Origin of the sequence: Acidithrix ferrooxidans, assembly GCF_000949295.1 — a bacterium.
GTDB classification, from domain to species: domain Bacteria; phylum Actinomycetota; class Acidimicrobiia; order Acidimicrobiales; family Acidimicrobiaceae; genus Acidithrix; species Acidithrix ferrooxidans.
The window spans coordinates 15,565-29,937 of sequence record NZ_JXYS01000026.1 but is presented as its reverse complement, the minus strand read 5'-3'; the positions used below and the strand labels follow the sequence as shown (position 1 = coordinate 29,937).

At 48.8% G+C, this 14,373-nt stretch carries 12 protein-coding genes, 1 tRNA gene and 1 riboswitch; of the genes, 2 read left to right on the top strand and 11 right to left on the bottom strand.

The features are described from left to right. Positions 1–51 precede the first annotated feature (51 nt). The 9 genes from AXFE_RS05305 to AXFE_RS05265 all read right to left on the bottom strand — a co-directional run bounded on the left by AXFE_RS05305 (position 52) and on the right by AXFE_RS05265 (position 10,296). Positions 52–291, bottom strand: coding sequence for an NIL domain-containing protein (locus AXFE_RS05305; protein ID WP_152625882.1), 240 nt, complete (start codon positions 289–291; stop codon positions 52–54). 46 nt (positions 292–337) lie between these two features. After that, positions 338–1,147: an ATP-dependent sacrificial sulfur transferase LarE gene (larE, locus tag AXFE_RS05300; protein WP_052604864.1), complete on the bottom strand. Its 810-nt coding sequence runs from the start codon at positions 1,145–1,147 to the stop codon at positions 338–340. An 82-nt stretch (positions 1,148–1,229) separates the two neighbouring features. Further along, positions 1,230–1,940 (bottom strand): chlorite dismutase family protein, encoded by a 711-nt coding sequence (locus AXFE_RS05295; RefSeq protein WP_052604863.1) that lies wholly within the window; start codon positions 1,938–1,940, stop codon positions 1,230–1,232. 156 nt (positions 1,941–2,096) lie between these two features. After that, the gene (locus AXFE_RS05290; protein ID WP_200891194.1) at positions 2,097–4,550 is read right to left on the bottom strand and encodes an AAA family ATPase; all 2,454 of its coding nucleotides are present in this window, start codon (positions 4,548–4,550) and stop codon (positions 2,097–2,099) included. A 5-nt stretch (positions 4,551–4,555) separates the two neighbouring features. After that, complete coding sequence (locus AXFE_RS05285; RefSeq protein ID WP_235347631.1) at positions 4,556–5,263, bottom strand: hypothetical protein; 708 nt, start codon at positions 5,261–5,263, stop codon at positions 4,556–4,558. Between the two features lie 209 nt (positions 5,264–5,472). Continuing rightward, positions 5,473–7,092 (bottom strand): chaperonin GroEL, encoded by a 1,620-nt coding sequence (groL, locus tag AXFE_RS05280; RefSeq protein ID WP_052604861.1) that lies wholly within the window; start codon positions 7,090–7,092, stop codon positions 5,473–5,475. Between the two features lie 406 nt (positions 7,093–7,498). After that, positions 7,499–7,780: a MoaD/ThiS family protein gene (locus tag AXFE_RS05275; protein WP_052604860.1), complete on the bottom strand. Its 282-nt coding sequence runs from the start codon at positions 7,778–7,780 to the stop codon at positions 7,499–7,501. Beyond that, positions 7,780–9,027: a threonine synthase gene (locus AXFE_RS05270; RefSeq protein WP_052604859.1), complete on the bottom strand. Its 1,248-nt coding sequence runs from the start codon at positions 9,025–9,027 to the stop codon at positions 7,780–7,782. The genes AXFE_RS05275 and AXFE_RS05270 overlap by 1 nt, the downstream gene beginning before the upstream one ends. 11 nt (positions 9,028–9,038) lie before the next feature. Then, positions 9,039–9,125: riboswitch (SAM riboswitch) on the bottom strand. A 172-nt stretch (positions 9,126–9,297) separates the two neighbouring features. Then, entirely contained in the window at positions 9,298–10,296 is a 999-nt protein-coding gene (locus AXFE_RS05265; protein ID WP_052604858.1) for a glycerate kinase, read from the bottom strand. A 131-nt stretch (positions 10,297–10,427) separates the two neighbouring features. Between AXFE_RS05265 and AXFE_RS05260 the strand changes: the two genes are divergently transcribed. Then, positions 10,428–11,828, top strand: a complete 1,401-nt coding sequence (locus tag AXFE_RS05260; RefSeq protein ID WP_052604857.1) for a trehalose-6-phosphate synthase — start codon at positions 10,428–10,430, stop codon at positions 11,826–11,828. A gap of 42 nt (positions 11,829–11,870) precedes the next feature. Here the strand turns inward: AXFE_RS05260 and otsB are convergent, their stop codons facing one another. Together otsB and AXFE_RS05250 are read right to left on the bottom strand one after the other, a co-directional pair. After that, positions 11,871–12,692 carry a trehalose-phosphatase gene (otsB, locus tag AXFE_RS05255; protein ID WP_052604856.1) on the bottom strand — a complete coding sequence of 274 codons (822 nt, stop codon included), beginning with the start codon at positions 12,690–12,692 and terminating at the stop codon, positions 11,871–11,873. Continuing rightward, positions 12,682–13,506, bottom strand: a complete 825-nt coding sequence (locus tag AXFE_RS05250) for a LytR C-terminal domain-containing protein (RefSeq protein WP_052604855.1) — start codon at positions 13,504–13,506, stop codon at positions 12,682–12,684. The genes otsB and AXFE_RS05250 overlap by 11 nt, the downstream gene beginning before the upstream one ends. Positions 13,507–13,801: 295 nt before the next feature. Here AXFE_RS05250 and AXFE_RS05245 point away from each other — a divergent pair. Then, a tRNA-Thr gene (locus AXFE_RS05245) sits at positions 13,802–13,874 on the top strand. Positions 13,875–14,373 lie beyond the last annotated feature (499 nt).

Here is a 14,373-nt window from a genome sequence, read left to right as displayed (position 1 = left end):
GAAACGACGGCTACGTCTGTGAAACCCATCTAGGTAAAAGCCGACCACGAATCAGGATTCGACTACGTCACCCAAGGATTCCACCTCAACGCCAATCTCAACCAGCCATGCCAATCCAGAGGTAAGGTCGATAGCATCGCCTTCTAGCTCGCATACCAACCAACCGGTGCCGTCTTCAACGTTGGCCCTTCTAATGTCGGCCATGACCCTGTGATCCAAAGCCAAGTGAGCCAATACGGGCTGAGTAACCAGACCAGGGGGGTAGATCAATTTAACGCGCTGATGTGCCATATTCAAGAGCTTAAACGGTCACGAGTCGCTTCTCTCACCTTATTTGTTATCGACCGATAGCTCGGTTAAGATTTCCCGAAACAAACCCCTCTAAGCTCAAGGTAACGTAGAGATAACCCAGCTTCTTTAGGGCCCGAACGACTTCATCTGCCTCCTGTATCAGCTGTGGCATCATCTCTATTTCAACCTCAATCCTCGCAGTCTCGTCAAAGTCCCTGACCCTTACTTGACGATAGCCCCGCAATCGAAGCTCCCGCTCAGCACGCTCAACCCGGCTAAGAACTGCGATTGTTATAGCAGTACCATATGGTACACGAGAGGATAGACAGGCAGAGGCTGGCTTATCATGAATAGGAATTCCCAGGGCAAGAGCGTGCTGACGAATCATCTCTTTAGACATCCGTGCCTCCAGTAGTGGAAACCTGGCTCCGGCCTCTCTTGCTCCAATTTGGCCCGGCCGATAATCACCCTCGTCGCTAGCGTTTACGCCCAGAATAACGACTGCGTCACGACTTTTAGCTATCGGACCCAGTCGATCCATTAGCGCTGACTTGCAGTAATAACATCGCAATTCATCATTGACTAGGTATTCCGCCATCTCAAATTCCCTCGTCAAGACTGCCTCGAAAGATAGACCTAGCTCCAGAGCTAGTGACTTAGCCTCTTCAAACTCACTTCTTGCCAAAGAGGGTGAATCCGCAGTTACAACGAGAACGTTCTCCGGGCCGAGCACCTTATTCGCAAAGACACCAAGATACGTGGAATCAATTCCTCCCGAAAATCCGACCACAACCGACCCCATGGCTAGAAGAATCTCCTCTAGCACATCAAGGGCACTATCTAGTTCATCAACCACGCCCCAAAACCCACTTTCTAAATAAATTTGCCCCTAGGGTGCTAATCCAGGGGCAAAAGGAAAAATCAACCACTATCTAGGGCTAGAAAGAGGCGGCTAAGACACTCTCGATGTCCCCGATCACTCCGGTGTAAAATGGGCCAAACTCGCCATAGAGTGCAGACGCTTCGTCGAAGCGCATCGTGTAGACAACTTCCTTTAGATCGTCGGGGCGAGCTCCAAAAAGGGTCACTCCCCACTCATAGTCATCCACTCCCGTGGAGCCAGTAACCAACTGGACGACTCTACCGGCAAAAGCTCTGCCAGATGCACCATGACCAAACATCATTCGCTCGCGCTCCTCGTATGACAAGGAGTACCAGTTATCCTTCTCGCCTCTCTTTTTCGACATACCATAAAAGCAAATATTGTACATCCCACTCGGAGGTAGGAGTGGATGAAGTCTGGGCTCCTTGCGATCCTTTGGCATGCCGCTCGCATACTCAGAGACCTCGGTCATAGAGACATAGGAGTCCACCACAGACAATCCAGAGCGCTCTAAATCACGTTGAAACTCCTTTAGTCGAACAAAACTAGGCCCTAGTGCTAGAAAACCAATCTGCGCCTTATGCCCCAAAAGGCCAAAGGGGATAATCTGATATCCATCGGCAACAGCCGACTTATGAGCTACCATGACGCTCGCGAAATCCAAGTTTGCAGTGCCTTTACAAAAAAGATGCAAAACAGACCAGCCCTCCTTGGGGCTAAACGATTCATCTTGGGAACTTAGGGGCGGAAAGACCACTTCAGACATAACTGTCTCCTTATAATATTGCGATCGATAAAATAACCTTGGTCACCCGCAATAACAGGGCGACCAAGTGCCTTGTAACTCGAAAACCTAGCTCGAAACCGTCTGTCCGCACCATGTAAATACTGTAGCTTCGTCTAAATGACACTGACTTACCGTCTAAGCCTCTTCAGGCTTAGTCATTGGAGCAACAACATCAAGAGCAAAGTCTTGAACAAGAAGGGTCGAATCGCCAGATATCAATGCCGCAGTATTAGGCGGCATAGGAAGGCTTACATCAGGAGTCCTATGGTCGCGATGAGCTGCTAACACAGCATTGTGATAGTGCTCCAACTTGGCTATAAAGGCTGAGTCACCATAGACCGATCCGTCAAGCAAAGGACCGCGTCGTCCTTCGATTATCGCGGTGATGTCCTCTCCTGTAACGGTCTTGTATGCCTCGAGTGCATGGGCTACAGAAAAAACTTTATCCCTATTGTCCTCGAGCAAAATCCGAACCCGACGGTAGAGTTCGTCCAATTTAGCCTCTATACGATCGCCAAGCATTACTGGAAGATCCTTGCCTTCGCGCCTACCGGAACCCTTGCCCCCTGGCCGTGCCGATCCGGTCCCTGATTTTTGAGATATAGCGTGAGAGGAGATCGTCGACCCCATTCCCCAATAGCCCTCCATGAGTGTCGCCACGGTTGTAGCCGACTCAAGGTCTCCAGAGACGCCCGAAGAGTTATCGCCATCAAAGAACATTCTCTCCCCGACCAACGAAGCTAGCGAGACCATAATGTCGGCTTCGTATTCGCTTCTCCAACGAGTGAACTGATCCTCTGGTGGAATCGATGCGACCAGACCAAGGAAATTACTTCCTTTTTCAATGGTTGCAATATCAATAGTTAGGTGCTGTCGAATCTTGACGGCAGCTACAGCGTGACACGCCTCATGGATGGCCACAGCATGGCGATCACGTTCGATATACTCGACATCGTCAGGCGGTCCGAACTCCTTGAGTTGCTTAGCTCGAACGACATCCCTCCAAGTTATCGAATCCCTGCCATCGCGAATCGAAATAATCAAAGACTCATTTACCAAATCCTTGATCGTAGCTCCGGTGGCATATGGAGTAATGGTTGCCAAGCGATCGATCTCGTCCTCAGTAAGTTCATGATTGACCTTTTCAAGATAACCTTTGTATGTTCTAATACGTCCGACCTTAGACGGATAACCCACTCGATATATTCGATCAATACGCCCAGGTCTAAGCAATGCCTCATCAAGAGACTCAGGCATGTTGGTGGCCATCATAATCAACATACGATACTTGGGCGGATCCTTGGGCTTTAGGCCAAAGGCCCGTCGTACTGTACGATTAAAAAATCCACGAGGCTTCTTGAGGCCTGAAATCTCAGTCAGAAGGGCCTGAAGGGTCCCGGAACCACCCATGCCACCCCCACCCATGCCACCTGCGCCAGCAATAAATCTGGATAACCGACCCCTAGAATCTGGCTGGTCTGCTATGGAATCGCCTTGATAAGAACGCAAAACTTCTGCTAGAGAGGCTGGACTTAAGTATGAGCTGCCATTACAGGCCGTTACATGGGACGAAAAAGAGTGTCTGTTGCTTGCATTTCCCTGCACACCAGATAGCGACCCTCTAGAACCAAGGGAATCCGCTTCATCGAAGAAGACAACGACCCCGCCGTAACGTACCGCCAATCGGCGCAGTTTGCGAAAAAGGCCTTTGACCTTCATCACGCCTACGCCCATAAACATGTTGATGAATGCTCCTGGGTCTACAAAGACAAAGGGATTCTCGGTCTCACCGGCCACCGCTTCAGCCATGAGGGTCTTACCGGTTCCAGGCGGACCCCATAAAAGGATACCTCCTGGGACGTATCCACCCTTTTCTTCTATAGCATCAGGATCTTTTAGAAAGATGATGTTCTCTTTGATGCGCTCCAAAACAGCATCTTGGCCCCAGACGTCAGAAAAACGAGTCTTTACGTCACCCGGAAAATAGACGTCTACTCCACCCTTGGAGAGAAACCAAAAGAGGCCTACAAATTGAAGAATGACAAAGACGAAGCCGAAGGCCAATTGCAATACCAAGGGCATAGAGGAGGCTAGAGCAGCTGGAGCTTGGAACAGAGCAGTAAAGACCGAAAGGTGGTAATGAGCTGCTAGAAAGATATCGAGAATCGCTAGAACCCCAATGTATTTTAGGGCTCTGCTCATCCTATATTTAGTCCAATCGTTCATATTCGCGCTGCGTCGCTGAACTCCTGAAGAAAGTACTTGGCTAAAAAAGGTGTTCCATTCTGGGGACTGCTCGGCCACGAGGTAGTGAAGTTGTCGAATCCCTTCGATGGCAAATAAAAGAACCAACCACCAAGCGGCGTTAGCCTCATGGATTATCGACTGCCACGTTGACATTAGCGGATTCGCCGAAGAAGCCCCAACAGTTAGAAACAAAAACAGAATTCCTAAAATCAAAAGAAACTTGATTCGGTCCCAAAGCTCCATCTTGGGGCGTGTCTTCATCTCTACGTACTCTGGCGAGTCGAAATCGTCATCGTCATCGTATGGATTACCCATACCTCGACGACCATTTTTTGGCCTCATCAATTTCAGCTCCTAACATTCCAAGAGTTAACTATTACATTGATCGTTGCCTTATTAGCTTTGTAACACGTCAAATCGCATCCAACGCCAATTAGGTAGACCCAATTTGTTCCGGAATCAACTTCGGCGACCTGATCTAGCACTGCGGTGGGCTTCCCAGCTTGCTTTATGTAAACAAGCATCTTCGACCCCCGCATTCCCGATGGTGTCACAAATTCACTATAACTTTGTGACGAATATGTTGCCCCAGAGTATGTATTACTCGAAGAGAGCGGGTCAACTGGCAACAACAACTTCCTCATACCGGCCAATGAGAAGGTGTCTCGCTGGCTCGCAGAAAGTTTTGTGGCTTGGCTGATTCCAAAAGGCTGATTAGAAAAGACACCGTTCAAATTGGCTATGTTGCTAATTTTCTGCGCCGTGAATACATTCGCCCAGTTACCCGTCTCGATAGCCGACAGTTGACTTTGAGAGATCGTCGTCTGGGTAGTAGAAAAGACTTGCCTTGGTCCAAAGTCGGTCCAATTCGATGGAACCTTAAAGTACATATCGGCGCCAGCCGCGCTTTTGAAGTTATAGAACCCAAAGCTAGAACCACATGCGCTCAATATTACTGGGGCCAGGCCAAATAGACCCACGCCAAACAGTGGGCGCCATAGGGGCCGTAGCGGCAAAAACTTCTTTGTCACCTTGCGGATCCTATAGTCGGACAAATTCAACCTTTTCCGAAACCCTTGTGTCGAATATCATAACTCAACGATACTCAACCCTGCACACTAATAGATAGTGGCATTTACTGTAATTCTGCTGAAAAATCAATCAAAGTTAAAAAGACTTTGTGGGTAGGAACAAACAAGTTCCTACCCACAAAGATCAAGTAATTTCGAATAAAGAAGCGCTCAAAAAAGCACTTGAGCTACTCCTAGTAGTCTTCCATGCCACCTTGAGGCATTGCTGCACCCTTTGGCTCTGGCTTGTCTACAACAACTGCTTCAGTTGTCAAGAACAGTGCGGCGATCGAAGCGGCGTTTTGAAGAGCTGAACGAGTAACCTTGACGGCGTCGATAACACCAGACTCAAAGAGATCCTCGTAAATTCCAGTTGCCGCATTTAGCCCCTCGGCACCCTTGAGGTTCTTAACCTTGTCAACTATTACGCCACCCTCGAGGCCAGCGTTTATAGCGATCTGCTTCAATGGCTCTTCTACAGCCTTTGCTACGATTCGAGCACCAGTAGCTTCATCGCCTTCAAGCTTCTCAGCTCGCTCTAGAATAGCCACTTGCGATCTTAGAAGGGCTACGCCGCCGCCAGGAACAACGCCCTCTTCAATAGCAGCCTTTGTAGTAGAAACCGCATCTTCAATGCGATGCTTCTTCTCTTTGAGCTCTACTTCAGTAGCGGCGCCTACCTTGATGATTGCAACGCCGCCCGAAAGCTTCGCTAAGCGCTCTTGCAGCTTCTCTCTATCGTAGTCAGAATCGGTATTGTCAATCTCTGTCTTGATCTGGCTTACACGACCCTTGATGTCATCCTCTGAGCCTGAGCCTTCGATTATCGTCGTCTCGTCCTTGGAGATTTCAACTCGTCTGGCATGACCAAGAAGATCTAGAGTTGTATTCTCAAGCTTCAATCCAACTTCTTCGGAGATCACTTGACCACCCGTAAGGATTGCTATGTCTTGCAACATAGCCTTACGTCGTTCGCCAAAGCCTGGAGCCTTGACCGCTACTGACTTGAAGGTTCCGCGAATCTTGTTCACTACTAGAGCTGCTAGTGCTTCACCTTCGACATCTTCTGCGATAATGACTAGTGGGCGCGAGGTCTGCATTACCTTCTCAAGCACGGGCAGAAGGTCTCTAACCGAAGAGATCTTCGAAGAAACCAACATGATATAGGGGTTATCCATTGCGACGGTCATCGTCTCTGGATCGGTAACGAAATAGGGCGAAACATAGCCCTTATCAAAACGCATACCCTCTACAAGATCCATCTCCATGCCGAAGGTCTGAGACTCTTCAACCGTGATGACTCCATCTTTTCCAACTCGATCGATCGCCTCAGAGATAAGGCCACCGATTTCATTGTCTGCAGCTGAGATCGATGCGACCTGTGCGATTTGGCTCTTGGACTCGCTTTGGCGAGCAAGCGCCTTGAGAGAGATAACAGCTGCTTCTACAGCTTCCTCAATACCTCGCTTGAGCGACATTGGGTTCGCGCCAGCAGCAACATTTCGCAGACCTTCACGTACCATCGACCATGCAAGCACGGTCGCCGTGGTAGTTCCGTCTCCGGCAACATCGTCGGTCTTCTTGGCGACTTCTTTTACGAGTTCAGCGCCGATTCTCTCATATGGATCCTCAAGCTCTATCTCCTTGGCAATAGAGACGCCGTCATTAGTAATAGTGGGAGCTCCCCACTTCTTTTCGAGAACAACGTTTCGTCCCTTTGGTCCAAGGGTAACACGTACGGCATCAGCTAGCTGATTCATTCCGCTCTCTAGGGCTCTTCGAGCCTCTTCATCAAAAGCAATCAATTTTGGCATTTATTGCTCCCTCCATTGGGTCACCGTTTAGCACTCTCAATACTAGAGTGCTAATTAAAATTTAATGTAGCTTTCTCTAATAAAAGCTCGCCAACGCTACTTCCTCTGAAATCTAGATATGTGCAACCGACACTGCAAAACCGACTAAATCCCAGTGGTGCTTACAACTTCACCCACACCACTGGCATGCGACACCCATTGCCACCATGGAACTTACCTAAAAAAGTTGATAACAACGCCGAAGGTTCTGAGATAGGAACTATGGATCACCATGGTACCTTCCATGTGCCTGGATCTTTAATCACCCAAGAGAGTCAGAAATTCTTCGCTCAAGGCCGCTCAAGGCCGCTCAAGGCCACAAATCTCAAAGCAACTCGATCTGAATCTCAATGCTTGACAATCAAGGTCAAAAAGCACCGCCAGCCACCGCTGGCACTATTGAGATAACTTGGGAATCGCTCACCTTGGTTTGTGGGCCATCGAGAAATCGCACATCTTCATCGGCCAAAAAGATATTGACGAATCTCCGGATCGCACCTGAATCATCAAAGATACGATCACTCAATCCCGGAAATTGATCTCCTAGATCGGCTAGTGCTTCACCTACATTTTCGCCATTTACTGTTACCTCTGACACACCGTTAGTAAGACTTCTAAGTTGAGTAGGTACACGAACCGTAATAGCCATTATTTTGAGCTCCTTCTTTGTGAATTTAAAAAATCAAAAAACCCATCGAGTGAGGGGCCAACTGTGATGGTGGGACCCGTCGTGGGGGCCAACGCCTCTACAGTCTTTAGGCCATTGCCTGTCACGTAAGCAACGGTCTTTTCCCCCTTTTGCACAACGCCCGCCTTGACCAACTTGGCTAACGTCGCGATAGTTACACCACCTGCGGTCTCTGCGAAGATTCCCTCAGTTCGTGCTAGAAGCCGGATACCATCTAAAATTTCATCATCGCTTACCGATCCAAAGGCTCCGCCGGTCTTTCGCACAATATCTAACGCATAGTAGCCATCTGCTGGATTACCAATCGCTAGCGATTTAGCGATTGTATCTGGTTTCACTGGGCGAATAACATCCACGCCTTGATCAAATGCCGATGCCACCGGTGAACACCCGGCGGCCTGAGCTCCAGATATCCTGACCTTAGGTTCCTTATCCAAGAGGCCTACGCGATAGAGCTCGTTGAACCCCTTGTGGATCTTTGTCAGCTGACTTCCAGATGCAACCGGAACAACAACATGGTCAGGACTTTGCCAGCCAAGCTGCTCTGCAACTTCAAAGGCTAGAGTTTTAGAGCCTTCAGAGTAATAGGTTCGAACATTTACATTGACAAAAGCCCAATCTGGAACTTCAGATGCAATCTCTGCACAGAGTCGATTTACATCGTCATAGTTTCCATCAATTGCAATTAAGTTGCCGCCGTAGATGGCGGTAGTAATAATTTTAGCTCGCTCCAAATTGGCTGGCACAAAGACGTAAGAGTCCATATTCGCCCAGGCTGCGTGCGCTGCTACGGAGTTAGCCAAATTTCCAGTCGACGCACAGGCGGCGACCTTTAATCCGAGTTCTCGAGCTCTAGTTAATGCAACTGAAACTACACGATCCTTGAAAGATCCAGTCGGATTCAAGGTGTCATTCTTGATCCAAAGGTCATCTAGGCCAAGGGCCCTCCCCAGACGTTCAGCTCGAACCAGCGGTGTAAATCCTGCCCCTAATGAGACATAGTCGCTCCCCTCTACGGGAAGAAGATCACGATAGCGCCAAATCGAAAGCGGTCCGCTTGCAATTGATTCACGAGATATAGAACGAGAGATCGCATCGTAGTCGTAACTAACCTCAAGAGGTCCAAAGCAAAATTCACATACGTGATACGCCTTAGCCTCGTAATTCTGACCGCACTCTTTACAGGTCAATGATTTTACGTATGACAAGTACGTCTACCTCCTCATCGGTCGGGCATTGGCACCTGGTATTAACACTGGTTGCCGCGGTTTCTTCGGGCCCGTCCCTCAACCGCTCTGGATGACATTTAGTTTTATTTGACCAAATAGTTTACTGCCTGATTTGGCAAATGATGCACACTATACCTCCATGGAAAGATGCCTCAAAAACGATCTAAAAAGCCTCTCGATTCACGCAAATGAGCTGAGACAAACATCAAAGATGGCATAAAACCCTAGATCCAAAACCTCAAAAGCGAGCTAGTCTAACGAGACGGCGCCAATGGCATCTCTCAAGCATTCTTTGGTATGGATAATAGATCGATCCTCGCCGTAGCGTTCTGCCAAAGAGACAAGTTCGACACCCTCACTTAAATGATTGCGATCAAAATCACTCGCAATCATTCCAACGACTACTACAATCCTGCGAGACAGGTAGGTACATCTCTCGATGATTCGCCCAACCACCTTGCCGTTGAAACTCTCATTGTCCAAGCACCCCTCGCCCGTTAGGACTAAGTCTGCCTCCAATATCAGCTCCTCTAGGCCAAGAAGCTCGCTCAAGTAATCAAAGCCAAGTTCAAGGTCACCCCCGGCGCAATAGAGCATTCCAGCAAGCCCACCTGCGGCGCCCGTCTTGGGAAGACCAAGGGGACTTCTTCCGAATCGATCCAAAAGTTGACCGGCAATAGCCAGCTGACGTCGCTCCAAAAACCGAACCTCTAGAGGCGTGGCCCCTTTTTGGGGAGCAAAGTCAGCCGGTGCATCCAAAAAAGGCGTCTCTACGTCAACCAACGCAGTCAATTTCAAGCCTGGAAGATCGATCTTTGGCCCCAACGCCACAAGCGCGCCCCAGCCTCCATCGGTTGTTGCCGATCCACCACAGCCCACCACAATATGAGTAGCACCGTCCTCGATCGCAGCCCTAATAAGCTGCCCTGTCCCATAGGTAGAAGCTGCAATAGGATCATTTTTTGTTGCCCCGCCGATAAGTGCCAGCCCTGAGGCCAGTGCCATCTCAACAACTGCGTCGCCATTTCGAAGCAGATGGTAACGGGATTCGACATCTTTCCCTAGCGGACCTCTTACCACCAAGGGGCGCGATCTACCACCAACTGCCTCTAAAAGTCCTTCCCCGCCATCGGAGATCTGCCTTGCGATCACACTATGGCGTGGGGTCAAAGCTGCTGTCGCCACTTCAATAAAGTCACCTGAAGTCAAAGTGCCACGAAACTTGTCAGGAAGAATCAAAACCTTCACTCATCTAAGGCTATTCGATTCCAAAATGACATTCGTGGTTCGAGTCACTAGTGTGTCGTGCTTTTAATAAATTGAACCTCAATTGCGTTTGCGAATGGATCGAGTGGTGATTGCACTAGCTTTTAGGGGATATGGATCCATTAGTTATCGTTTCAAATCGTGGTCCCGCTTCGGCCAAAGTCACTCCCAGCGGGGATGTTATTCTCTCACGGGGCGGCGGCGGACTTGTGAGCGCGCTTAGCCCTCTGGCACAAGATGGCGCCATAAAATGGTGCTTTCCGATCTCATCCCAAGCCGAACTCGACGCACAGAGCCATGGTCTCTTTGGCAGATTCATGCAAGGGCTAGAGCCAATTGAAGTAGCCCCTGACGTTTACGACGCCGCCTATAACGACATCTCCAATAAGGTTCTTTGGTATCTCACCCATGGAATGTTCCAAACCTCAAGAAATCCCTCCTTCGACAGTGTCTTTTACTTAAGTTGGAAAAAGTACCTCGAGTACTCCAGCGAAATTGCCAAAAGTGTCGCTGAAATCGCTCCAAAAGGAGCGCGGATTATCCTTCAGGACTACCACATGTTCATGGTGGCACACTTTCTTGCACCACTTCGGCCTGACTCCTCCCTGGCGATGTTCTTACATACACCATTTTCGTCTCCGTCTGAACTTGACGTCCTTCCTAATGAGATAGCAAAACAAATTCTAGAATCGCTTTCAAACCTTGATCATCTTGGCTTTCACGCTGCCAAATGGCAGCAAAATTACTTAGACTGCGTAAGTTCCTTTGGGGCAAACCGGGCCAAACATTCTTGGGTTAACCCACTCGGTACCGACGCTATCGACATAGTCAACTTAGGCAACACGCCCCAAGTTGAAGAGGCAGCAGACAAATTAGGGGCCTTGGCTAACGGACGGAGAATAATTGCACGAATAGACAGGATGGAGCCATCCAAGAATATCCTCCGGGGAATCGATTCAATAGTTGAGATGTATAAGTTCTATCCGTACCTTCTAGCTACCACAGTGCACTTTGCAAACTGCTACCCGAGCCGGGAGGCTATTCCTGACTATGGCGAATACGCCAGAGAGGTCCACGAAAAGGTTGAAAGCGCCAATAAGTACCTCCGTGAATTGGCACGACCGCTTAAGATAGAGTTGGAGAGCGACCCAATCGTACTTTTCTCGGAAGATAATTTTGCCCTATCGTTAGCAATCCTTCGAAGCTACGACGTCTTATTGGTCAATCCAATCAGGGATGGCCTCAACTTAGTCGCAAGCGAGGGCACAATACTGAACGAGCACGATGGAGTACTGGTCCTTTCCAAAAACGCCGGAGTTGCTGAGATCGTTTCCGAGATCATCCCCCTCGTCAACCCATTCGATATCAAAGAGACAGCTCTTGCAATCTCGCAGTCGCTTGCGCTCAACAAAGAACAAAGAAAGTCTCACAACTCGCATTTGAAAACTCGATTCCTAGAGTTCAATCCACAGTTGTGGCTTTCTAACCAGATCAATTGGTTCAATGCACCTTAGGTAAAAGCAAAGCCATCACAACATCCTGGGGCTTTTAACTAGTTAGCTTTGGTCCAAAAGCCCCAGTAATCGATCGATAACCAAAGCCAATTCAGCAGGCGACTGTGTCTTTAAATCGCACGTCTCGGCCAATTCGTCTGGGGTCTCACTTGCATTCGCCACAAGGATAGACAAGCATCGCTTCGAGTAGTTATCGAGGCGTAGCAATCTAAAGACTCCCAGATCTCCATAGTCATCACCACTAAATACAACCCTCGGAGTAAAGCTAAGCAACTCATTTACGACGACTTCTTTGGATGGCATTGATGCTGGAGCAACTTCAAAGACCATCTTGCCGGGACGAATTATCAATCCTTGCAGTTGTGCGAGCTCTTGAGAGATCCATGCGCCCAAAGGCTGGCGTATCTGTGGGGCGCCTCGATAGTGAAGACCAAAAGAGACTCCCTTATCCTCAAAGGCAACTTCGGGGAAGCTCATGCGCTTCCATCGATTCCTAAATTCCTCTAGTTTCTCCAATTCTCCAGCAGGGATCACTCGACGCTCAATCGAGAGACCCTCTAAATCAGAACTTTCAAAGCCATAGTGGCCAAAGAGACGAACCCGAAAATTACTCGTTTGCGAAGCTAAAAATTTGAACTGCTCGAGGAGAAAATCTATCGGCCTACCCGAGACAATTGCTAGATCATACGAAGAAATTATCCTTCTCAGCAATGGGACGAAGAGAGGGTGCATTCGAGCCTTAGATGGCGATTCAACAATAGGCGCCAAGGTGCCATCGAAATCGAAGATAAAGCCTACCGACTCACCCACAGTTCTTGATGCATTGGCAAATTCCAAAAGCACCGCATCTAGGTCATCCAGCAATGTCTGAGCCTAACACAACGTTTATATCTGAAGGACTTGCAGCGCCGATTGGAGCTTGGGTCGAATATGGAACGGCATCAGAGGCTGGAAGACCCAAAATCCTAGCAACAGCCTGACCCGCTACAACAAAACCCGAATAATAATAGACCGTAGTTGTGCTCAGATTTGACGCTCCTGCATTTGTGGGAGCTAAAACATTAAAGCCAAGCGCCGCCAACTTGGAAGTTATCGTACCAGCTGCTCCCGCAACCGATGTTGCGTTGGCAACCCTTACCGTTATCAAGGCGTTCGCCGGATTAACCCCAGCCGCAAGAGAAGTAGTCGGAGAGGTAGTCGGAGAGGTAGATCTCGATGATGCCCCTCGAGTTGAGCCCAAAATTCCAGTAGTTGTCGGGGAGGATGCAACTCTTGGAGAAGAAGTGGTTGCATGCTGTGGCAAGGTCGTAGGCGCAGAATCTTTGGCACCTCCAGCTACGGAGGAAACCGATGAAGTACCACTTTGAACGCTCGATTTAGATGACGAAGACGACGGGGAGGCGGAAACAATCGTAGGCGAAGGTTGGAGAGGTGGAGCGGCCGACAGCACGGTGCTGGTTGTTGTTGTTCGACTTGACGAAGCGTTAATATTGGGTATGCCAAAGGCTAAAAGGGCTATAAAGGCCAAGATAGCTACCCCTGTAACGGCTGATCCGGAGGAGACTCCCACCTTACCCAAACGGGAACGAGAAGGGTTAGGACTAAGATGCTTCGGCCTTTTTCCGGGATCCAACGGATTCTTGAAGATCTCGTCGTTGGGGAACCTACCATCAACCATTTACTTCCCCCTGTTTCACCGTCAAATTAAAAACAGTCAGATTTACCGAACTTTATAAGCATATTTAAAAATGAATATTCAATAATAACAATACTGTAATTTGAAAGACACTAGACAGCCAAACCAGAGATATTAAAGCCAAACCGAAAACGATAAGAATAACGCTGGGTCGATAAAAGCAAAAGTCGCAACGCCACCAAGGCGCTATCACCCAAGAGTTGGCCTTAGGGAAAGAATTTACTTTGATGTCTACGGAGCCAAAGTGGTCACCTAACGCTAGAATATTTTTCTCAATGCCGGTGTGGCGCAGTTGGTAGCGCAGGCGATTTGTAATCGTCAGGTCGTCGGTTCGAGTCCGACCACCGGCTCATTCAACCAATGAGGCCGACAACTAAACAGGGCAGATGCCACCCTCGGCTCGCAACCCAAACAATTCTGACCAAAATAACTATGACCAAAATAACTATGACCAAGTGACTTGACGGCTCCGCCATAACCGCTTAACAATGGCATGAGAAATAGGCCTTAGACTAGATCGCTAAAGTTCAGAGTCAAGGCCATCACGCTAAGGCCACCTTATAGGCTCAGTGATGGACAGCGACGACTGAACTTTCAATTTCACATAGCTGCTTGGGATATCTAAGGTTGACTAAGGGACTATCAACCACGCCGAGAAAGCAACATCCCCCCCTCTTCGCCTCGGAGGTATCGACAATGACCCACCAAAAGACTTCAAGGGTTCGCGTGTTCCAAAATATCTCTACATTGGTGGAGAATTAAAGAGTGCTTGAATTGATATTAATAAATCAAAACAGACGACCAAAGGCTAGGGCTGCAAAAGACACGCCCTCGCCCAAATCGATACCT

Coding starts and splice junctions, on each gene's coding strand:
- AXFE_RS05260 (WP_052604857.1), top strand. CDS start 10,428: ATGGATCCATTAGTTATCGTTTCAAATCGTGGTCCCGCTTCGGCCAAA.
- groL (WP_052604861.1), bottom strand. CDS start 7,092: ATGCCAAAATTGATTGCTTTTGATGAAGAGGCTCGAAGAGCCCTAGAG.
- AXFE_RS05305 (WP_152625882.1), bottom strand. CDS start 291: ATGGCACATCAGCGCGTTAAATTGATCTACCCCCCTGGTCTGGTTACT.
- AXFE_RS05275 (WP_052604860.1), bottom strand. CDS start 7,780: ATGGCTATTACGGTTCGTGTACCTACTCAACTTAGAAGTCTTACTAAC.
- AXFE_RS05250 (WP_052604855.1), bottom strand. CDS start 13,506: ATGGTTGATGGTAGGTTCCCCAACGACGAGATCTTCAAGAATCCGTTG.
- AXFE_RS05290 (WP_200891194.1), bottom strand. CDS start 4,550: ATGAGGCCAAAAAATGGTCGTCGAGGTATGGGTAATCCATACGATGAC.
- AXFE_RS05295 (WP_052604863.1), bottom strand. CDS start 1,940: ATGTCTGAAGTGGTCTTTCCGCCCCTAAGTTCCCAAGATGAATCGTTT.